Origin of the sequence: Bifidobacterium ramosum (assembly GCF_009299505.1) — a bacterium.
GTDB lineage: Bacteria > Actinomycetota > Actinomycetes > Actinomycetales > Bifidobacteriaceae > Bifidobacterium > Bifidobacterium ramosum.
Map to the genome: position 1 here is coordinate 257,673 of NZ_WBSM01000003.1, position 21,268 is coordinate 278,940.

The window sequence follows — 21,268 nt, forward strand, 5'->3', positions numbered from 1 at the left end:
GCAAGGCGGGAAAGGGGAACGTCTTGCCGCGGCCTGTGGGGGTGGCCGGCGCAGGCCGGCCGGGGAGGAAGGGAAGAAACGGTTTACTTGTGCTCGTCGTAGTAGGCGTACTTGCTTTCCATCGACTTGAAGTTGGAGCTCTTCATGTCGGTGTCCATCTGGTTCTGAGCCGTCTTGAGCGCTTCCGCGATGCTCATGCCGTTCTGGAACACGTTCTCGAAAGCGGTCTTGCCACTGGTCTCGACGGTTGCCGGAGCCGGGCCGGGCCAGATCAGGCGGTCGACGCGCGGCTGGATGGCAGCCATGACCGGCTGGGCGAGGATGTCCTTGTCTTCCTGCAGGGAGGACTTGGCCGGGAAGGAGTTGAGGTACTTGACTGCATCGCGGATGTAGTCATCGTTGGCGAGGATGAACTTGATGAAGTCCTGCGCGACGGCCTGCTGCTCCTTGGTCTGGTTGCCGTTGACGCCCGGGGTGGACTCACCGTTGTAGCGGTCGTAGGCGAACGGGGTGTCCTTGGTGAAGGTCGGGGTGGCGAAGATGCCGTACTCGATATCCGGGTACTTCTCCTTCAGAGTGCCTTCCATGTGACCCCACGCGTAGATCATCGCGGACTGGCCGTTGCCGAAGCTCTGGGTGTAGTCGTTGCCGAAGTCGTTGGAGCCGACCTTGTACTTGTCGTACAGATCCTTGAGGAACTGCATGTTCTCGGCGGTGACGTCGTTATCGTAGTTGGCCTTGGTGCCGTCCTCGCTGAAGAGCAGCTCGCCCTTCTGGTAGTTGAGGCCCTGGTAGATGGCGGAGTAGGCGTCGCCGTTGAAGTTGAAGCCGGCCTGGGTCATCTTGCCGCCGTCGGTCTTGGTGAGCTTCTGCGCGACCTTGATGAACTCGTCCCACGTGGTCGGGATGTCGGCGTCGGTCAGGCCAGCCTCGGCCCACAGCTTCTTGTTGTAGTAGATGTTGCCGGTGTTGATCACGGAGTCGATGTACTTGACCTTGCCGTTCTCGTCCTCGTGCACGGAGGCGGTGGTGTAGTCGGCTTCCAGATCGGCCTTGTCGATGTCGTAGTCGGCGGCGTACGGGCGGATCAGCGCATCGTAGGAGTTGTGGATGTTGAAGATGGCCGGGCCGTTCTTGCCCTTGAGCGCCAGCGGCAGCTTGGTCCAGTAGTCGTCCCAGGAAACGTTGACGGTCTTGATCTTGACGTTCGGATAGATCTTCTGATAGGCGTCGATCATGTCGTAGACCGGATCGGAGCCCTTGCTGCCCCAGCTCCAGTATTCGAGGTTGATCGGCTTGCCGTCGTTGACGAGGTGGTTCGGATCGTACTTGATGGTCTGACCCATCACGTCAAGGCCCTTGTCGGCCTTGGTATCGGTGGTGCCGGTCGCAGTATTGCTACCGCCGCAAGCAGCCAGAGAGAAAATGCTCACGGTTGCAATAGCAGCTGCAAACGCTTTCTTGATGTTCATGTTTCTCCTTACTTCCTTGTAATCCCTCGCAATTTCTTGCGGACATGAAACAGAATAAACCCATCGAACCCGTTCGGCAAATCGACGAAAACCTGTATGCAACCCGTTACATTTGCAACCCGTTACATTGCAAGCATTGTGCACGCTAACATAGCAATTTCCCTCGGCGTGTCGCCACTGTAAACCGTTACATTCATTTCGTGCATACGCTTGCATGGCGTAGAATGTCATAACAGCAGACCGATCTTGCACGGCATGCGCAGTCCGCGGCATGCATGAGGTGGCGGCAAGATTGCATATCACCAATGCATAGGTGCATACGTATGCGCAAGCGTGCTCATCGCAGAAAGGAGTGCCGTCATGAAGGCCAACATCGACGACGTCGCGCGACGGGCCGGCGTATCGACCGCAACCGTGTCCCGCACGTTCTCCAAGCCCGATCTGGTCTCCGACAAAACCCGCGCCAAGGTCATGGAAGCCGCGGACCAGCTCGGCTTCTCCGTCTCCCGCACCGCTGGCGTGCTGCGCTCCGGCCGCTCCTACCGCGTCGCGCTGCTGGTCGGCAGCGGCAAGATCGAATGGTTCACCGCCGGCCTGATCGAGGGACTGAACGCGGTGCTGCGCGACGCCGGCTACGATCTGGTCATCTATCCGATCGACACCGAGGACGCCCGTCACAAGTTCTTCGAGGAGCTGCCGCTGTCCGGCAACGCCGACGCGGTCATCATCTCGTCGTTCGCGGCCAGCCCCGAGGAAATCGACCGGTTGCACCACGCCATCCGCATCCCGATCGTCGGCATCAACATCACCGGCGACAACTTCACCGCCTCCACCAGCATCGACGACCGGCTCGGCATCAAGCTCATCGTGAAGCATCTCACGCAGCTCGGCCACCGCAATCTGCTGTACATGTACGAGGACTTCACTACCCGGCTCGGATTCAGCTCGCAGAACCGCATCGCCGGCTTCCGCGACGCCTGCGCACAGCAGGGGCTGCACGGCCAGGTCGTCTCCATCCAGCCGGGCGGCAACATGCTCGACGCAATGGCGTCGGCGCTGTACTCGTCCGACGTGCCGATCACCGCGGTCTGCTTCCATCAGGATTCGCAGGCGATCCCGCTGCTGTACAACCTGCATAAGTACGGGCTGACGGTGCCGCACGACCTGTCGATCACTGGGTTTGACGACAGCACGTTCTCCGCGGATATCGGATTGACGACCGTGCGGCAGGATCCGTACGCGATGGCCGCGGCGGCCGCGCGCAAGACGCTGGATCTGATCGAGGGACGACCTCTGGATCATCCGCACGAGATCTTCCCCGTCCAGCTCGTCGTCCGCGACACCACCGCCTCCCCCAGCCGCTAAAGCCCCATAGCCGGTATAAGAAAAAGCCCTTTACCCCTTACCAGCGGACCATCCACAGTCCGCGCCTCCTCACCCCGTAATCCTCTCCGACGGACATACAGCCGATTTCCCTACCTAAAACGGCTGTATGTCCGTTAAGGGGGTGCGCCGTAAAAAAGGCGGCGCGGGTTCAGTCGAAGGCAACACGCGGGAACGGACCTCACCCCCCCCTAACGGACATACAGCCGTTTTTGGTGGCCGAATCGGCTGGTTGTCCGTTAAGGGGAGGCGCAATATCGCTGATGCACGGCTCAGCGCCATGCCGCACAACCACTACGGACAACCAGCCGATTCGGCCACCAAAAACGGCTGTATGTCCGCTGGAGGGGATGGCGCCGCGTGACCGTCACAAAAAGGCCGGGGCGTTCCTCTGGTTGGAAACGCCCCGGCCGCGATAACACACAGTCAGGAAAGGCTAGTCACTCGTTCAGTCGCCCACCTCCTTGCTCTTGGAGCACAGGAACGACACCGCGCCGAAGACGAGCAGCAGCACCGTCACGGCGATCACGCCCACAACGGAGACACCGGTCTTGGCCATGTCCTCGCTCTTCTTGTCGGCGTTCGTCGCCGCGTCCTTGTCGTCGGACGAGCCGTTGCCGGCGTTGTCGTTCGACGGCTGGTTGTTCGATGGCTTGTCGGCATCGCCGTTACCGGTGTCGGACGGTTGATCGGCATCATCCTTGCCGCCGGTATCGCCCGGCTTGGCATTGTCGGACGGCTTGTCAGTATCGTCGCCGTCGGACGGCGTGGACGGCTTGTTGTCGGACGGCTTGTCGCCGTCGTCGGTATCGTCCTTGCCATCGTTATCACCCGGCTTATTCGTGTCGTCACCGTCGGACGGCTTCTGCTCGTCGTCGCCGGTGCCCGGCTTGTCGGTATCGTCACCGTCACTGGGCTTATCGGTGTCGTCACTGTCGTCACCGTCACCCGGCTTATCCGTGTCGTCGTCGGTGTCGTCTTTGCCGGTATCAGGGTCGGTCGGCTTGGTATCGCCACCGTCGCCTGGCTTGTCGACATCGTCACTACCGTCGGACGGCTTGTCACCGTCGTCGGTATCGTCCTTGCCGTCGTTATCACCCGGCTTATCGGTGTCGCCACCAGCGCCCGGTTTATCGGTGTCGTCACTGTCGTCGCCGTCACCCGGCTGGTCAGGATCGGTCGGCTTATCGGTGTCGTCGCCGTCACCGCCACCCGGCTGATCGGGATCCGGCGTAGGCGTCGGCTCAGGATCCGGGTCCGGCGTGGGGTTAGGGTCGGGAGTCGGTTCCGGATCGGGGTCCGGCGTAGGCTCGGGATCCGGCGTCGGATCGACCGGCGTATCCCCGCCATCGTCCTTCACGACCTTCTTGACCACGGTCGCCGACAGCGCGCCCACGGTGAGCTTGCCGTCCGCGCCGACCGTCACCGCGTCGCCGCCGTCCAGCGTCACCTTGCCGTCCGCCGCAAGCGTCGTGTACGCACCGGCGGCCACGCCCGGCACGGCAGCCGCCGCATCGTTCGCGTTGAACGCCACCACGTACGTGTCATCGCCGTCGATCAAGCGGTACGCGACCACGCCACCGTCCTGCGCGAGCACGGTCATCTGCTTCGCGATGTCGTCGTACGAGCTCAGGTGCAGCGCGGCGATCGACTGACGCAGCGCGATGAGCCCGCGCACGTAGTCGATCGAGCCGGACTGTTCGACCACGCGGTTCCAGTCGATCGCGTTGACCGCGTCGCCCGCGTTGTAGCTGTTGCCGTTGCCGCCCTTGGTGCGCAGGAACTCCTGGCCGAACTGCATGTCGGTGATGCCCTGCGACAGGAAGATCAGCGAGTCGGCGAGCTTGGCGCGCGCCAACCGCACGTCCTCGGAATCCGAAGGCGCGCTCTTGACGAGCTTGTCGTACAGCGTGAGGTTGTCGTGGATCTCGACGTACTGCACCACCTGGTCGGCGCCCGCATATCCGGTGTCCGCGGATCCGTTGTTGCAATGGCCGCTATCGTTCGCACCGTCGCGATCGTTGTCACAACCGAGCACGTTGGTCGCGATGAGGTTCTCAACCCCGCTCTTGCCGGTCACGAAGCCGGTGTCCTCGTCGGAGAACACGCTGCCCTTGATCGCGTCGCGCAGCGAGTCGTTGAAGAACGCCACGCCCGGCACCTTGGAGGCGTTGGGCTGAGTGGTCTCCTGGTCGCCGATCGCGTCGGTCATGTCCCAGCCTTCGCCGATGACGAGGATGCTCGGGTCGATCTTGTCGAGCGCCTCGCGCACCGCCTTCATCGTGGTCTGGTCGATGAGTCCCATGAGGTCGAAGCGGAAGCCGTCGACGTTGTACTGCTTCGCCCAGTACGTCACCGAGTCGACGATGTACTTGCGGGCCATCGCGCGTTCGGACGCCACGTCGTTGCCGCAGCCGGAGCTGTTGGTCAGGTTGCCGTTCGCGTCGTAGCGGAAGTAGTAGCCGGGGACGGTCTTGTTGAAGGCGTGCTCGCTCGCGTTGTAGACGTGGTTGTACACGACGTCCATCACGACGCGCAGGCCGTTCTTGTGCAGGCCTTTGACCATCTGCTTGAGTTCGGTCACGCGCGCGGCGGGGTCGGTCGGGTCGGAGGAGTACGAGCCTTCCGGCACGTTGTAGTTCTCCGGATCGTAGCCCCAGTTCTGCGCGCCGGCCGCGTTGTACGACAGGTCGCCGGTCTCGTCGACGGAACCGTAGTCGTAGACGGGCATGATCTGCACGTGGGTCACGCCGAGCGACTTGAGGTAGTCGATGCCGGTGGACGCAGCGCCGGCCTTGCCGTCGACGGTGGTGCCTTCCTCAACGAAGCCGAGGTACTTGCCGCGGTTAGCTTCCGAGACGCCGGACGTCGGCGAGATCGTCATGTCGCGCACGTTCGCTTCGGTGACGATCGCGTCGGTCGGCTTGCTGAACGACGGCATGCGGTCGCCCGCGTCGCCCTGTTCGTCGTCGGAGAGCACAACGGAGCGTTCGCCGTTGGCGACGGCCGCGATGGCGTACGGGTCGGCAGACGTGTTGACGGTACCGTCGGCGAACGTGAGTTCGTAGTCGTACGCGTAGTCCTTGAGGTCGCCGTCGATGACGAACGTCCAGACGCCGCGGTCGCCGGCAACGGTCTCGTTCTTGCGGATGTTGACCACGTCGGCGTCGGGGTCGGTGGAGTCGTAGGCGCGCAGCGTGACCTGCGTGGCGGTCGGCGCCCACAGTTTGAACGTGGTCTTCTCGGCGGTGTAGGTCGCGCCGAGGTCGTCGCCGTCGTAGGCGTATTTCTGGTCGAAGGCGTCGCTGCGAACGATGTCACCGAGTGCGACCGTTTGCGTCCCGTAGTCATCGATGGTCACGGTGTACGGCTTGGTCACGTTCAGCTCCTCGGCGGTCGTGATGACGACGGTGTTGCCGTCGGCCTTCACGTCCTTGACCGTAGCCCCGTCGACCGACACCTTGGAGGCGAGGTCGTCGGCGGAGATCGGCTTGTTGAGCTTGGCCGTGATGGTCGTGAAGTCGGTCATCGACGCGGCGATGATCGTGCCGGCCGCGTTGTACAGCGTGCCGTTGGTGTATACGTTGGCATCGCCTTGCACGAGCCAGATTTCGGCGGATGCAGTGCCGTCGGCACGCACGACGATCGCGGACTGCGGGATGGTGCGGTCCGTGTCGGGATCCTTGGCCTCCCAGCCGTCGCCGCCGTAACGCACGATGAACTGCGGTTTGCTCATGGCGCTGCCTTTCAGTGTGTACTTGGCGACCAGACCGTAGTCGTCGTGGCCGGTGAACGGGAACGCGGCGCCGTTCACGCCGTCGGCCCAGCTCCAGATGTCCCATGCCTTCATGCCGTCTTCGCTGGCGTAGTCGTCGGCGAGACGATGGTAGTGGATGGTGACGTCGATCGCGTCGGCGGCCTTCTGGTAGCCCTCCGGAGCCGCGGTGAGCGTCGTGTCGGGCTGCGATCCGTCGACCCAGATCTCGGCCGTGCCGGTCGAGCCGTCGATGAGCCGGTCGCCGCCGACCTTGTCCCAGCCTTCGGTGGTGACGATCACGCCGATCTTGTCGGCCTCGTACGCGCCGTCGACGGTCGTCTCGAACACCTTGCCGTAGGAGTCCTCGCCGGTGAACGCGTGCCAGCCGGCCGCAAGCGCGTTGCCGTCCTTGTCGGTGCCCCACATGTACACGCCACGGTCGGCGACGGTGTCGCCCTCCGCCGGCTTGTAGTGCACGATCACCGTGGTCTTCGGCTGGTACTGCTGCACGTCGGCGGGCACGCCGGCGCTGGCCTCGTGGTCCGCGACCGCCGTCCAGTGGCCCTGCGCGGTGTAGTTGCCGCCGCCGTTCGGGTTGTCCCAGCTACCGTTGTCATCGGTGAATACGTATTCAAACGACTGGCCCTTCGGGTCCACGGTGTACTTGACCCAGCCATTGCCCGCGTCCTCCATGAGCTCGTGGCCCTGCTCGGCCCAGTTGTTGATGCCGTAATGGATGTACGCCTGCGTCCAGCCTTCGGGGAGCTTGTAGTAGATCGTGCGGCTCGTGTCGGTCGTGGCCCGCTTGGCCGCGTCGTTGACGGTGAGATCGGGATCGGTCGGGTCGGACTTGGCGGTGCCGGTCCAGCTGTCCTTGGTCGCGCCCGCGTAGATCGCGATGGCGGAGTTCGCGCCGACCGTCGCGTCGAACGTGCCGTCGTCCTTCACGGTCACGGTCTGCGAGCAGTCGCCGGTCGCGTACACGTTGCAGTATTCGCCGGCCGGCAGCGACGTGGCGAACGTTTGCGTCGAATCGTCGGCGCTGTTGTTGAGCGCGAGGTAGCCGACGTTGCCGCGGCCGAAGCCGAGCACGTTGCTGTCGTACGCCTTCCAGTCGGTCACGTCGGCGCCCGCGACGGCGTTGTGGAAGCTGATCATGCCGCGGATCGCGGTCCAGCGTTCGGTGCACTGCCAGGTGCCGGAGGTCATCGAGCCGTCGGTCGGGCAGGTCTTGTCCGGCACGGACGTGTCGGTCGCGCCGGGCGCGCCGGCGTCGTTGTTGTCGAAGTAGTAGCCGGAGTAGAGGTGCGGCTGTCCGTAGTTGTACGCGAGCATGAACGCGTTCGCGAGCAAATACTTCGAGCCCTTCTTGTACGTGATCGCGGACGAGTTGCGTTCGGTGTCCCAGTTGGTGACCCACACAGCGGCCTGGTCGGAGTCGAGCCAGCCGGCACCGCCGATCTTGCCGAGGCCCTTGGCCTCGCTGGTGATGTCGCCGGCGAACGCGGCGGACAGGTGCGCGTTGTAGTTGAATTCGGAGACCTTGCCGTTGCCGACGTAGTTGCTCGGCTGGATGGCGGCGGCCTCGCTGGCGTTGCCGATGACCTCCTGTTCGAAGAAGATGCTGTCGGCGTCGCGGCCGGACTTTTCGGCGAGCTTGGCCTTGATGGCGGCCACGTCGGCGGCGGCGATGTGCTTGACCGCGTCGACGCGGAAGCCGTACACGCCGAGCTGGAGCAGCCGGTTCATGTAGTCGGCGAGCTTGTCCTGCACGTATTCCTGGCTGGTGTCGAGGTCCTGCAGGCCGGTCAGGCGGCAGTTCTGGACTTCGTCGGCGTTGGTGTAGTCGCCGATGTTCTTGGTGCAGTCGTGGAAGTTCTCTGTGGTGTACGGGATTGCGGGGAAGTCGCCGTCGGCGTCGAACGTGCTGCCGGCGACGCCGGTGCCGGTGCCGCGGTCGACGCCCGTGGTGTGGTTGATGACCGCGTCGGCGATGACCTGGACGCCGGCGGCGTTGCACACCTTGATCATGTTCTTGAGTTCGGCTTCAGTGCCCAGTTTGGAGTCGAACTTGTAGCTCACCGGCTGGTACGAGGTCCACCATTCGGTGCCTTGGATGGTTTCCAGCGGCGGGGAGATCTGCACGTAGCCCACCCCTTCGGGGCCGTATGTGGTGGTGCAGTCCGCGGCAACGGAGTTCCAGTTGGTCTGGAACGCGATGGCGATTACGTCGCCCGTTCCGGCGGATGCCGATTGCGCCGCCTGTTGTGTTGTCGACCCGGCGGAGCCGGTCTGGCCGGTGGGGTCCGCGTAGGCGGGCGCCGCGGTCAGGGTCGTCGCGCCCATTGCCACGGCGATGCCGATGCCGGCAGCGCGTTTGGCGAACGAGCTGAATTGTCGTACGACCATATGTTTCCCTTTCATGCTCATCCTTGAGTTATGCCGGACGGGCCCCGCCATCGGGAAGCGATCTTCCGTGATCGCGCGGCCCCTTCCGAATGACAACGTTTGCTTCAACGTCGGCAATACAGCGAAACCAATGGGCGAATTGAGGTTCAAGAATACTGCATACGTTCGCAAAACAATGTCCCTCACAGCATACCATAAAACCGCAGTAACAACTCCTCCGCCGCTCGCCAACGTTTGCAGAATGTGATACAAATAAGAAAACGACTTCTTTCGCGATGCAGCCTGACGTGCGCAGATGGTCGAGCACCCCGACGGATCGCAAGCAGTACGGACGCAACCAGGAGGGCATATGGGCAAGGCAGACATTCACGACGTGGCCAAGGCGGCCGACGTTTCCATCTCGACGGTGTCGCGCGCGTTCACGCGCCCTGAGCTCGTGTCGGCGAAGACGCGGCGCAAGGTGCTCGAGATCGCCGACAAGCTCGACTTCAACATCTCCCGATCCGCCACCGCGCTCAAGTCCGGGCAGACGTACCGCGTCGCGATGCTCATGAACGAGGAGATCACCAGCTGGTTCAACACGCAGGTGTTCGCCGGCATCGAATCGCTCATGCATCCGGCCGGCTACGACATCTCACTGTTCCAGCACATCGACACCGCGCAGAACCGTCATGAGTTCTTCAGCGAACTGCCGATCCGCCGCAACGTCGACGCCGTGTTCGTCGCGTCGTTCGCCATCGACCCGCACGAGGTCGAACAGCTGCAGCGTCTGCGCGTGCCGGTCATCGGCATTAACACGCCGTCGTCGGACGGCTTCGACGCCACCATCAGCATCGACGACGAAAAAGGCATGTACAAGGCCACGCAGCACCTCATCAACCTCGGCCACAAGCACATCGTCTACCCGTGCTCCGAGGCGGCCGAGACGATGGACTCCTCGATCGACTCGCGTGCGCGCGGCTTCATCCGCGCCTGCGAGGACGCGCAGGGCAAGCACGACATCAACTGGCAGGTGCTGTCGGTGCCGCGCGGCCCGGCATTCGCCGACTCCGCACTGTCCGCGCTGCTCAACCTCGACGAGTTCCCGGACGCGATCTGCTGCCAGATGGATATGATGGCCATCCCGCTGGTGCTCAAGCTGGAGCGGTACGGCCACCGCACGCCGCGCGATTATTCGATCATCGGCTTCGATGACAGCCCGTACGCCGACACGATCAACCTGACCACCATGCGGCAGGACCCGTACGCGATGGGTCGCATCGCCGCCACCAAGGCGCTCAAGCTCATCAACGGCGAACAGCTCATCACCCCGTACGAGGTGGTCGAGGCCCAGCTCATCCCGCGCAGCACCGACGTCCCCTACGGCGACGTCATCTGACAGCCCGCTCCTCCCCCTGGCGCTTCATCCTCTTAACGGACATACAGCCGTTTTTCAGGCGGAATCGGCTGTATGTCCGCAGTGAGTATGTGGCATGGCGCCGAATCGTGCATCAGCGCAGTGGCGCCTTCCTTCAACGGACATACAGCCGATTCCGCCTGAAAAACGGCTGTATGTCCGCAAGGGAACGCGGTATCCGAGCGATGAAGCGCCCTCACCAGCCACATGCTCGCAAAGGGAACGCGGTATCCGAGCAGAGTCGCGCCCTCACCAGCCGCATGCCCGCAAAAGAGACGCGGCATCCCCGATAAGAGTCACGCCCTCGTCAGCTCGCCGGCGACATACCCGCTACACCGCCAGCGCACCGGCCAGCAGCATCGCCGGATACAGCGCGTAGAACACCCACTTCGCCCACGCCTGCCGATAGCCCAGCTCGTCGCGCCGGTAGTGCAGGAACGCCACGCCGACGCCCGGCGTAATGCACATCACCGCACCGAGCAGTCCGGCCGTGAACATCATCGTGTTCTCGTGGCCGCCGAGGAAATAGAACACCAGCACGAACGCGAGCGCCAGCACACCCGTGTACATCACCCGCTGGCTCACGCCGATCTGCAGCATCACGTTCCACAGCACGCCCGCCACGATCAGCGCCACGGTCATCAGCCACCGCACGAATCCCGCGTAATGCCGCGCGATCCAGTCGATCGCGACCAGCACCACGTACGCGAAAAACAGCCCCCACACCGGATTATGCGTGTGCGCATCGAACCAGCGCCCGGTCATGATCCTGTCGTACGACGGCCCGGCCAGCATCGCGACCACGAACAGCCGACCCGCATATTGCATACGATTGCGCGTATGCTTCCACCCGTTGTAGACCAGCCACGAGTAGATCGGCACCGCGCACCACGACACGATCTCGCATACGACGGCCACGGTGAGCGCGGTCATGTTGTCGGCGGACGGCGTGCCGAACAGCGCGGGCACGAGCGTCATGCCGGCGACGGACAACGCCATGAACACCGCTCCGATCACCTTGAGCCGGAAGACGCTCAGGCCGCCGCGTCGTTTGGTTTCGCCGGACTCGCGCCGGATCTTCGCCATCTCGATGTCGTTCATGAACAGTCCTCTCTCGGCCGCGCCGCGGGCCGAGTCAATCGCGGCGCGTGCCAGTCAGTCGTCGTGATGGTTCCCGGCAGCGGAAGATCGCAGCTCTCTCATGGTTGCTGCAGCCCAAGGAACCGTAGGATTCCAGCATAATCGGCGCCTGCGAACGATCGCACCGCATGCTCGCTGACAGCCGGATCGTCGGCCGGGGAGATCGCGGTGCGCAGGTAGATGCCGTCGATGCCGGCCGAGCGCGCGCCGAGGATGTCGGACCGCTCGTCGTTACCGATCATCACGACCTGCGACGGCTGCAGTCCTTCGCGTTCCATCGCGCGGCGGAACAGTTCGGGCGACGGCTTGCGCACGCCCTCCTCGCTGGAGATGACGATGCGGTCGAACGCATCGGCGAGTCCCAGCAGGTCAAGTTCCGGCCGCGTGTAGCAGGCCTGCGCGTTGCTGACGAGCACGACGCGCAGGCCGCGCGACCGTAACGTATGCAACAGTTCGATAGCGCCGGCATACGTGTGCAGCAGCTGCGTACTGGCCCGACGGAACGTCCATGCGAGCGTGTGCGCGACTGCCAACGTGCGCGACGATGCCATCGTGTGCGTTGGCGGCAACGGCGATGCGATCGTTGTCGTCGATGACGACGGTTGCGACGGCGGCGCAGTATCCGAAGACAACGCAACGTCCGAAGACGACGTGACGCTCAACGCTACCGGCGACGATACCGGATCATCCAGCAGTGCCGCATACGCCGGCAGCAGGTCCGGTTCCGCCCACTCGCCGTGCGCGGCGGTCGCGGCCACACGGATCGGCGCGGCCGCCGCATCGAACGCCTGTCGTAAGGCCCCGAGATCGTCGTCGAAACGACCGTCGCCACGCGCCTCTCGCAACGCATCGCTCAACGCGCGCCACGCCGTGTCACACGACTCGTCGGTGCGAATGTCCACCAGCGTGCCGTACAGGTCGAAGAACACCGCATCGTATCGCATATCACTCCCCTGCATACGTATTCACCGCGACTCGCCGCGCCGCAACGCGTCGCGCCGCATCACAACGCATCACGAGCTCACCGCTCACACAGAATCCGCCACACCGTAAACGTGTGCGGCGGCAACGCCAGCCGCCGGTCGTGCGCATGGTGCGTGGCGTAGTTGTCCTCGGAACTGTAGATGCACGTCCACTCGTCGGGCGTGATCTTCGACACCGCATCGTACGGCGCGGGCATCTCGAGATCCTCGGCGCTCTGGTAGCGCACGTCGCCGGTCGGGTTGATCGCGAGGCAGTCGTCGCCGACGCGCACCACCACGACCTCGTCGTCACGCTGCACGATCATGCGCGGCCCGCCGAAATACGCCGGGTTCTCGCGCCGCAGCCGAATCAGCGACGTGTAGTAATCGACCATCGGGCGGAACCGCTGCGCCCGCCGCCAGTCGAGCTGATTGAGCGACGCCGGACTGCAGTACGAGTCGGACACGCCGTGCTTGGTGCGCACGAACTCCTCGCCGCCCAGCATGAACGGCACGCCGGCGGCGGTGAACACGATGCCCGCGGCGAGACGGTTGGCCAGCAGCAGGTCCTCGCATCCTTCGCCGGCCTCGTAGTCGGCCTGCGTGGGCATGCGGCGGCGCACCGCGCACATCTTGTCCCACAGCGTCAGGTCGTCGTGCGCGGACACGTACTGGATGACCTGCCCGACGCTCGCCCGTTCGTTCACGGTGCCGCGCCATGCGTCGGTCGCGTGGCGGATGTCGTCAGCGTAGTCGGCGCACGCGCCGGTCAGGTAGCCGGGCACCCACTGGTAGAAGATGTGGCCGCGGATCGCGTCGCGCGTGGAGTCGCAGAACGCGCCGATGCGCGGGTCGAGGTAGGCCAGCCCGCGCTTGTCGGCGAGGATGGTGCCGGGTTCGAGCGCGGTGGTGCGCGCGGCCCATGGTTCGCCGTGCATGAGGATGTTCACGCCGTCCGGCAACGCGTCGAGCGCGTGGCGGATCGCGTTCATCGTGGTCACGTCGATGAGTCCCATGAGGTCGAAGCGGAAGCCGTCAACGTGGTATTCGCGCGCCCAGTACAGCACCGAGTCGACGATGTACTTGCGCATCATCGGATGTTCGGTGGCGATGTCGTTGGTGCATGCGGAGCCGTCGGCGAACGTGCCGTCGGCGTTGCGGCGCAGCGCGTAGCCGGGGATCATGCGTTCGAACCAGTTGTCGGTGGAGTACATATGGTTGTAGACCACGTCCATGATGACCTTGATGCCGGCCGCGTGCAGCGCCTGGATCATGCGCTTGCATTCGGTGATGCGCGTCGCGCCGTCGAACGGGTCGGTGCTGTACGAGCCTTCCGGCACGTTGTAGTTGAGCGGATCGTAGCCCCAGTTGTAGCCGCGGTTCGGGTCGTCGCGCGGCAGTGATTCGTCGATGGACCCGTAGTCGTAGAACGGCATGAGCTGCACGGCGGTGACGCCCATGTGCTTGAGATACGCCACGCAGGTGGGGAATTCACCCGCGCCGTCGACGCTGGTGTCGTCGTGCGTGAACGCGAGGTAGGTGCCGCGATGCTCGGCGGGGATGCCGCTGTGCGGGTCGTTGCTGAAGTCGCCGATGTGCGTTTCCCAGATGACGAGGTTGCTGATGGGGATCTGCGGGCGGCGGTCGTCTGCCCAGCCGTCGGGGTCGGTGCGGTGCAGGTCGACGACCATGCTGCGGCGGCCGTTGACGCCGGCCGCACGCGCCCACGGGTCGGCGGTGCGGTTGACGGTGCCGCCCGGAAAACGGACGAGATAGTCGTAGTACGTGCCGTGGGATGCGTCGTCGCAGTGGACGAGCCATGTGCCGGCCGTATCGGATGTCAGTTCGTAGGTGGCGATCGGATCGTTCGACGAGGCCTCCGACTCGTCGGCCGATCCGGTGGCGAACAGGCGCAGCGTGACGCCGCTGGCGCTCGGCGCCCACACACGGAACGTCGTGCCGTGTGCGGTGACGGTCGCGCCGAGGTCGTCGCCGGTGTACACGGGATAGGTCGGGCACGGCATGGCCGGGTCGGCCAGGGTGCCTCGTAATGCCGCGGGCGCGGGGATGGTGTTCTCCTTCACCATGATTCCTTTCGTCGTTGCGGATATGCGGATATTTACGAACAACGACGGCTTCCTGTGGCCGTGCTGCTGTCGCACGATCACAGGAAGCCGCTGGTGCGTTGGATGGTTGATGGATGGATACGGGGTGGGGATGGAGCCGGTGCCCTCTGCTCCCCTCAGTCTCACCGCGTTCGACAGCTCCCCTCAGCGAAGGGAGCCCAACGGACCTGCCCTTTTTCATGGCTCCCCTCGCTGAGGGGAGCTGTCAGCGAAGCTGACTGAGGGGAGCGACGCGGCCAGCCCTGCGATTACGGACTCGCCTACGGCTCAGTCCTGCAACAGCGGACCTCGCTACGCTCGGGCTCAATCCTGCCTTCGCTCGCCTATCGGCTCGCTCAGGCTGAGCCTACGGACAGTCCACTGGACTGTCCGTAAGCTCAGCCCTTCACCGAACCGCTCATCGACTCCTGGTAGAAGCGCTGCATCACGATGAACAGAATCGCGATCGGGATCGAGACGAGCACCGCGCCGGCCGCGAACTTCGCGAACCAGTTGTTGATGTACTCCTTCTGCAGCATCAGCCACAGGCCGAGCGAGACGGTGTAGTTGGTCTGCGTGCGGCAGATGACCTTCGCCATCACGAAGTCGAGCCACGGGGTCAGGAAGCCGATGATGGCCTGGTAGACGATCATGGGCTTGCAGATCGGGATGATGATCTTGTAGAACACCTGCAAACGAGTGCAGCCGTCGAGCATCGCGGCCTCGTCGAGCGAGGTCGGGATCGTGTCCATGAAGCCCTTCATCACGTAGAAGCCCGCGCCGGTGCCGGCCGAATACACGAGAATCAGCGCGATGATCGACGTGTTGCCCTCGGTCAGGCCCATCGCCTTGAGGATGAAGTAGATGGCAGTCACGGCCATGATGCCCGGGAACATGCCGAGGATCAGCACCACGTTCATGAACGTCTTGCGCGTGCGGAAGCGCAGACGGCTCATGCAGTACGCCACGGAGAGCACGAAGAAGATCGAGATCACGCACACGAAGCACGCGACGATCAGCGTGTTCATATACATGCGCGGGAAGTTCATGACCGTGCGGTCGGTGAACAGTTCGATGTAGTTGTCGAGCGTGTACGCCTTCGGGAAGAAGGAGCTCTGCGACGGCGACTTGTCCTGGTTGAAGCTTTCCGCGAACACCCACACGACCGGGATGATCCAGATGACTGCCATCACCGCAAGGAACAGGTGGGCCAGCACGTCGCCGAGAATGCGGCGCTTGCGCGCGTCATGGAGCAGGCTGTGCGATTGCGCCTTCTGAATGCTGTGGTTACTCACCGGAATCCCTCCTCATTCTTGTAGGAACCGGAGCTGCGGTAGGTGATGAGCGACACCACCGCGAGCACGATGAAGGTCATGATGCCGATCACGGCACCGAGGTTGTAGTCGCCCTTGTCGACCGTCAGCTTGTACAGCCAGGTGATGAGCAGGTCGGTCTTGCCGGCGGACGCGCCGACCGGCACCGGGTCGCCGGCCGTGAGCAGGTAGATCACGTTGAAGTTGTTCACGTTGCCGGTGAACGTCGTGATCAGGTACGGCGTAAGCACGAAGAAGATGTACGGCATGGTGATCTTGACGAAGATCTGCCACCAGTTCGCGCCGTCGATGCGCGCGGCCTCGTACAGATCGGCCGGAATGTTCTGCAGGATGCCGGTGATCTGCATGATCGTGTACGGGATGCCGATCCACAGGTTGATCACGATGACCGTGACGCGCGCCCACGTCGCGTCGGTCAGGAACGGCAGCGGCGCGTCGATCAGGCCGGCGGATTCGAGCATGCGGTTGATGATGCCCTGCTGGCGCAGCATGGTGCGCATGACCAGCAGCGAGACGAACTGCGGCACGGCGATCGACATGGAGAACACCGCGCGCCAGAAGCCCTTGAAGCGGGTGGTCTTGCGGTTGATGATCATCGCGAAGAACATGCCGAAGAAGAAGTTGAGGAAGGTGGCGAAGAACGCCCACACGAGCGTCCAGATGAGCACCTGCACGAACAGCTGCGCGTTGACGGTGGCGCCGGCGCCGCCCGAGAACACCTGCTTGAACGTGTCGAGGCCGACCCAGTCGAACAGGACGACGTTGCTGTGGTCGTAGTTCGTGAACGCCATCGAGATCATGAAGATCAGCGGCAGCACGGTGAAGACGAGGATGCCGAGCGTCGGCAGGAACATGAGCAGTTCGTGCGCCTTGGCGTCCTTGAGGGTGGCGATGTCGTCCATCAGGGACGGCACCTTGCCGTCGTTGGCTTTGGCGAGGCATTCGGCCTTGTATGCGCAGCGCAGCGAGAGCGTCCACAGGTAGACGAACGCGATGATCGCGACGATCGAGCACACGCCGTACAGCAGGATGATGACCGAGTTGTCGCCGGCGGTGTACTCCCAGTAGCCGTCGACGAGGACCTTGCCCTGCTTCTGCGTGCCCAGGCTCGGCAGTTTGCTCAGATAGCCCGCGCCGCTGGTGACCATGAACGCGATGAACGCGATCTCGCCGGCCAGCAGGAGCAGGCCCTTGACGATTTGCTTGTGCGCGAGGTTGCCCAGACCGAACACGACCGCAGACAGCTTGGTCAGCACGTCGCCCTGGGTCAGCGCGGCCTTCACCGAATACGGCGAAGGAGCCACGTAGTCGGCGCCCATGCGCTTGCGCCGCCTCATCTCACGCGGGGAAAGGGTTGCCGTTGTCATGAAACCCTACCGCCTCTCTCCTTGTAGTGGTTGCATTTGCGTGCTCATCCCCCTTCGTCATGCCCCGTGAAACCGATAAAGCCCGGGTGCCGAACCATATTCAGCGCCCGGACTCTGTCGGCAATGGAGGAGAAGGAGGAGAGGTAAGTTTTGGATGAAACCGCTGTGTTGGTTGAGGCTGCGGAGCGGTTGCGCGGTTTCGTGACATCCGCTCCGCAGTGGCGTACCTTATCGGACCCTCAAGAGTTGGTTCCCCTCGGCTGGGAGGGGATGTTCAGTTATGTGTTGTTTGGATGATTGCCGCCGGACCGGAGTCTGTGTTGCGTGTGGGACCGGCGGCGATCACGATCATTTGGTCTTCGTCATCGCGGCGAGCAGCTTGGCGAAGTCGGCGGCCTTCTGGGCGGCGTTGTCGACGGTGGTTTCCTTGTTCACGATGGAAGCGCCGTAGGCCTTGGCCGGATCCCACCAGTCATTCATGGCCGCGATGGACGGCTGCAGGATGGAGGTGTTGGCGATGGTGTTGATCTGGGCCTGGGCGGCCGGGTCCTTGGCGATGGAGCCGAAGTCGGAGCCGTTGCCCTCGTAGTCGGCGAGGGAGTTGTCGGACGGCACCACGCCGCGCAGATCCCAGTGGAGCTTCTGGGCGTCGGCGGAGCCAAGGAAGGCGGCGAACTGGGAAGCGACCTTGGTGTTCTTGGCGTTCGGGTTGTAGGCCGCGGCCTTGGAACCGGCGAAGGCGTCCATCTGGTACTCCTGGCCATCCACGGTGAACTTCGGCAGCTGCGCGGCGGCGTAGTGGTCGAAGTCGGCCTTGCCGTCCCCATCCTTGTCGGGGGCGAGGATGTCCTTGACGGCGGAGGCGTTCCACGTGCCGGAGAAGTAGGCGTGGACCTTGCCGGCCTTCAGGTTGTCGAGGCCGGAGGTGTCGTCGTCGTTGATGAAGTTGGCGTTGTTGGCCATGTTGACGAGGTACTTGGTCGTGGCGGTGAGCTTGTCGACGTCGACGGTGACTCCCTTGGAGGGGTCGGTCGGGTTGGAGTTGTCGCCGAAGAAGGTCAGGTCGGCGGACTTGGTGAACCACGAGGCCATGTTCCAGCCGTTGGTCATCGGGAAGGAGACGGCGGCCTTGGAAAGCATAGTGCCCCAGTTCTTGACATCGTCCGCGGAGAAGACGGAGGAGTCGTAGTACATGAACCAGGTGTTGGCGGTGTACGGCACGCCGTAGAGCTTGCCGTCGGTTCCGGTCACGGAGTCGACGAGGACCTGGGAGTTCTGCTCCTTGACCTGCTTGGCCTCGTTTTCGCCTAGCTCGCCGATGGCGCCGGCCTTGACCAGCGTGCCCAGCTGATCGTTCGCGAACATGTAGACGTCGGCGGCGGCGGCCGGATCGGCGGTCACGGTCTTGGACGCGTCGGCTTCGGAGACGACGTCGTTCTTCCACGTGATCTTGTAGTCCGGGTGGGCTTCCTCGAACTTCTTCTCGACCTGGGCCAGCCAGGACTCGGAGCCGTCCTTGCCCTTGGCCTGGTCTTCCTGCGGGGCCCAGACGCTCAGGGTGACCTCGGTGGTGCCGGAGGTCTTGTTTTCGCCGCCGGCGTTGTTGGTGGTGCCGCCGCACGCGGCGAGCGGCAGCAGCATGGAGGCGGCAGCGGTGAGGCCGAGAGCCTTCTTCCAGTTGATCTTCATCGATCGTCCTTTCTTTTGGTTACTTGACATGCTCAAGTTGACGTTTCCCTCTGGATGCACACGTTGGAGTTCGTTTGCAAACCCCGAAGTTGCATACGTTCACATCAGCGTGATAATCACTGTTGACGCTTGCTTATTCAACTTCTTTGCTGTGCATCAGTGGTTCACACTATAGCACACGTTTGCATACGTTTGCAATTCTTGCGGCGAGGTATTATTGCAAACGATAGTCAATCGGCGACCAAACCCCAGCAAAATCAAGGATCCAGCCCATGTCCACATCGCGACACACCCCAAACGTGGCCCCTACTCCCCCGTCATCCACCCCTACGAACCCATCGACAGCCGGCGAGCGCGACCGCAGCTGGCTTGATACGGCCGTATGCTATGAAATCTATCCGCAATCGTTCGCAGACTCGAACGGCGACGGTATCGGCGACATCCCGGGCATCATCAGCCGTCTTGATTACGTTCGCAGTCTCGGCTGCAACACGCTGTGGCTCAACCCGCTGTTCGACTCCCCCTTCAAGGACGCCGGCTACGACGTACGCGACTACACGCGCGTCGCCGACCGCTACGGCACCAACGACGACCTGATCGACCTGTTCGCCGCCGCCCACGCGCGCGGCATGCACGTCCTGCTCGACCTCGTCCCCGGCCACACCAGCGAAGAACACGAATGGTTCCGCGCCTCCGCCCAGCCCGATCCCGCCGACCGCGGCGACCTGTCCGAACGCTACATCTGGACCGACTCGTGGATCGCCGGCGGCGACGGCCTGCCGTTCATCGGCGGCGAAACCCCACGCGACGGCACCTACATCATCAACTTCTTCAAATGCCAGCCCGCGCTCAACTACGGCTTCGCGCACCCGCAACGGGCATGGCAGCGGCCGGCGCTCGGCCCCGACGCCCTCGCCACCTGCGACGCGATGGTCGACGTCATGCGGTTCTGGCTGTCGCGCGGCGCGGACGGCTTCCGTGTCGACATGGCCGACAGCCTTGTCAAACAGGACGACGACGGCAAGCCGTACACCATCCGCACCTGGCAGTACATGTTCTCGAAGATCCGCCCCGAATTCCCGGGCGCCGCGTTTGTCTCCGAATGGGGGCGGCCGGTCGAGTCCATGCAGGCCGGCTTCGACATGGACTTCTACCTCGACTGGCGCTGGGACGGCAATCCGAACGGCTACAACATGCTGCTGCGCAACACCGATACGCCGCTCGAGCACGACGGCGATCTCAGCTATTTCAACGCCGACTCGGGCGCTTCGATCAAGCCGTTCCTCGACCAGTACCTGCCGCAGCTGCGCGACTGCGAGCGCGCGGGCGGCTTGTTCGACCTGATCACCTGCAACCACGACACGCGCCGGCTCGCGCCGCGACTGACCGAACGGGAATGCAAGATCGCGTTCGGCATGCTGCTGACGATGCCGGGATGCCCGTTCATCTACTACGGCGACGAGATCGGGATGCGGTACCGGGAACTGCCGACGAAGGAGGGCGGGTACACGCGCACCGGCAGCCGCACGCCGATGCAGTGGGACGGCGGCGTGGCCAACCTTGGGTTTTCCACGGCACCGGCCGGAGACCTGTATCTGCCGGTCGAGTCGGCGGATGGAGCCGAGTGCGACGGCGTTCCTACGGTCGCGTCGGAATCCGCGCGCGGGGATTCGCTGTACCACTGGGTGAAGTCGCTGCTGGCACTGCGCGCCGATGCGCCGGCACTACGATCCGACGCCGGCTTCGAACCGGTCGCCGCCCCCGAGGACGGCCGCGCCTTCGCCTACCTGCGCACGGCCGCCGCCACAGCGACGCGCGCCGACGGAGCCGCAACATCCGCTGCGCCATGCGGCGGCAACCTCGGCGCAGCGGCGCACCGCAGTGCCGAGGCAGCAGCAGCGTCTGCGCAATCTGGCAAGTCCATGCTCATCGCCATGAACCCGGGCCGAGCCACCGAGACGATCACCGTTCCCGCTCAACTCGGCGATTCCCCCACCATCATCCGCTCCCTCGGCGATCCCGTTCTGGCCGGCCCGTCGGACATCATCCCGAACGGTCCGACCGCCACCGCCCCGCGCACCCTCATCCTCCCGCCCCAGTCCTTCGCCATCCTCGCCTAGCCACCCCCCCTCAACGGACATACAGCCGATTTGGGTGGGCGAAACGGCTGTATGTCCGTGAGGGGTGAGGTTGACGGCGTTCAGAACGCGGCTGAACGTTGATTCCCGTCCCTTTAACGGACATACAGCCGTTT

11 protein-coding genes are annotated in these 21,268 nt (G+C 63.8%); 3 read left to right on the plus strand and 8 right to left on the minus strand.

The annotated features are described in order from the left end of the window. Window positions 1-83 precede the first annotated feature (83 nt). The gene (locus DSM100688_RS05145; RefSeq protein WP_152358071.1) at window positions 84-1,472 is read right to left on the minus strand and encodes an extracellular solute-binding protein; all 1,389 of its coding nucleotides are present in this window, start codon (window positions 1,470-1,472) and stop codon (window positions 84-86) included. A gap of 360 nt (window positions 1,473-1,832) precedes the next feature. Here DSM100688_RS05145 and DSM100688_RS05150 point away from each other — a divergent pair, with 360 nt between their 5' ends. Continuing rightward, window positions 1,833-2,837 (plus strand): LacI family DNA-binding transcriptional regulator, encoded by a 1,005-nt coding sequence (locus DSM100688_RS05150; RefSeq protein WP_152358072.1) that lies wholly within the window; start codon window positions 1,833-1,835, stop codon window positions 2,835-2,837. A 466-nt stretch (window positions 2,838-3,303) separates the two neighbouring features. Here the strand turns inward: DSM100688_RS05150 and pulA (DSM100688_RS05160) are convergent, their stop codons facing one another. Next, complete coding sequence (pulA, locus tag DSM100688_RS05160; RefSeq protein WP_239519343.1) at window positions 3,304-9,021, minus strand: type I pullulanase; 5,718 nt, start codon at window positions 9,019-9,021, stop codon at window positions 3,304-3,306. A gap of 349 nt (window positions 9,022-9,370) precedes the next feature. Here pulA (DSM100688_RS05160) and DSM100688_RS05165 point away from each other — a divergent pair, with 349 nt between their 5' ends. Continuing rightward, window positions 9,371-10,399, plus strand: a complete 1,029-nt coding sequence (locus DSM100688_RS05165; RefSeq protein ID WP_152358073.1) for a LacI family DNA-binding transcriptional regulator — start codon at window positions 9,371-9,373, stop codon at window positions 10,397-10,399. A 348-nt stretch (window positions 10,400-10,747) separates the two neighbouring features. Here the strand turns inward: DSM100688_RS05165 and DSM100688_RS05170 are convergent, their stop codons facing one another. From DSM100688_RS05170 to DSM100688_RS05195, 6 genes are all read right to left on the minus strand, one after another. Then, a complete protein-coding gene (locus DSM100688_RS05170) occupies window positions 10,748-11,518 on the minus strand; it encodes a TraX family protein (RefSeq protein ID WP_152358074.1) in 771 nt (256 codons plus the stop codon). 98 nt (window positions 11,519-11,616) lie between these two features. Next, on the minus strand, window positions 11,617-12,501 hold the full coding sequence (locus DSM100688_RS05175) for an HAD family hydrolase (RefSeq protein WP_163146827.1): 885 nt from the start codon (window positions 12,499-12,501) through the stop codon (window positions 11,617-11,619). 77 nt (window positions 12,502-12,578) lie between these two features. Then, window positions 12,579-14,606 carry a type I pullulanase gene (pulA, locus tag DSM100688_RS05180; protein WP_239519342.1) on the minus strand — a complete coding sequence of 676 codons (2,028 nt, stop codon included), beginning with the start codon at window positions 14,604-14,606 and terminating at the stop codon, window positions 12,579-12,581. Window positions 14,607-15,022: 416 nt separating this feature from the next. Further along, on the minus strand, window positions 15,023-15,919 hold the full coding sequence (locus DSM100688_RS05185) for a sugar ABC transporter permease (protein ID WP_152358076.1): 897 nt from the start codon (window positions 15,917-15,919) through the stop codon (window positions 15,023-15,025). Continuing rightward, on the minus strand, window positions 15,916-17,295 hold the full coding sequence (locus DSM100688_RS05190; RefSeq protein WP_152358106.1) for an ABC transporter permease subunit: 1,380 nt from the start codon (window positions 17,293-17,295) through the stop codon (window positions 15,916-15,918). Before DSM100688_RS05190 ends, DSM100688_RS05185 begins: the two co-directional genes overlap by 4 nt. Window positions 17,296-17,673: 378 nt before the next feature. Continuing rightward, window positions 17,674-19,014: an extracellular solute-binding protein gene (locus tag DSM100688_RS05195; RefSeq protein WP_152358077.1), complete on the minus strand. Its 1,341-nt coding sequence runs from the start codon at window positions 19,012-19,014 to the stop codon at window positions 17,674-17,676. Window positions 19,015-19,286: 272 nt separating this feature from the next. Here DSM100688_RS05195 and DSM100688_RS05200 point away from each other — a divergent pair, with 272 nt between their 5' ends. After that, window positions 19,287-21,134, plus strand: coding sequence for an alpha-amylase family glycosyl hydrolase (locus DSM100688_RS05200; protein WP_152358078.1), 1,848 nt, complete (start codon window positions 19,287-19,289; stop codon window positions 21,132-21,134). The last annotated feature ends 134 nt before the right edge of the window (window positions 21,135-21,268 follow it).

Coding starts and splice junctions, on each gene's coding strand:
- pulA (WP_239519342.1), bottom strand. CDS start 14,606: ATGGTGAAGGAGAACACCATCCCCGCGCCCGCGGCATTACGAGGCACC.
- DSM100688_RS05200 (WP_152358078.1), top strand. CDS start 19,287: ATGTCCACATCGCGACACACCCCAAACGTGGCCCCTACTCCCCCGTCA.
- DSM100688_RS05150 (WP_152358072.1), top strand. CDS start 1,833: ATGAAGGCCAACATCGACGACGTCGCGCGACGGGCCGGCGTATCGACC.
- DSM100688_RS05195 (WP_152358077.1), bottom strand. CDS start 19,014: ATGAAGATCAACTGGAAGAAGGCTCTCGGCCTCACCGCTGCCGCCTCC.
- DSM100688_RS05190 (WP_152358106.1), bottom strand. CDS start 17,295: ATGAGGCGGCGCAAGCGCATGGGCGCCGACTACGTGGCTCCTTCGCCG.
- DSM100688_RS05165 (WP_152358073.1), top strand. CDS start 9,371: ATGGGCAAGGCAGACATTCACGACGTGGCCAAGGCGGCCGACGTTTCC.
- DSM100688_RS05145 (WP_152358071.1), bottom strand. CDS start 1,472: ATGAACATCAAGAAAGCGTTTGCAGCTGCTATTGCAACCGTGAGCATT.
- DSM100688_RS05170 (WP_152358074.1), bottom strand. CDS start 11,518: ATGAACGACATCGAGATGGCGAAGATCCGGCGCGAGTCCGGCGAAACC.
- pulA (WP_239519343.1), bottom strand. CDS start 9,021: ATGGTCGTACGACAATTCAGCTCGTTCGCCAAACGCGCTGCCGGCATC.
- DSM100688_RS05175 (WP_163146827.1), bottom strand. CDS start 12,501: ATGCGATACGATGCGGTGTTCTTCGACCTGTACGGCACGCTGGTGGAC.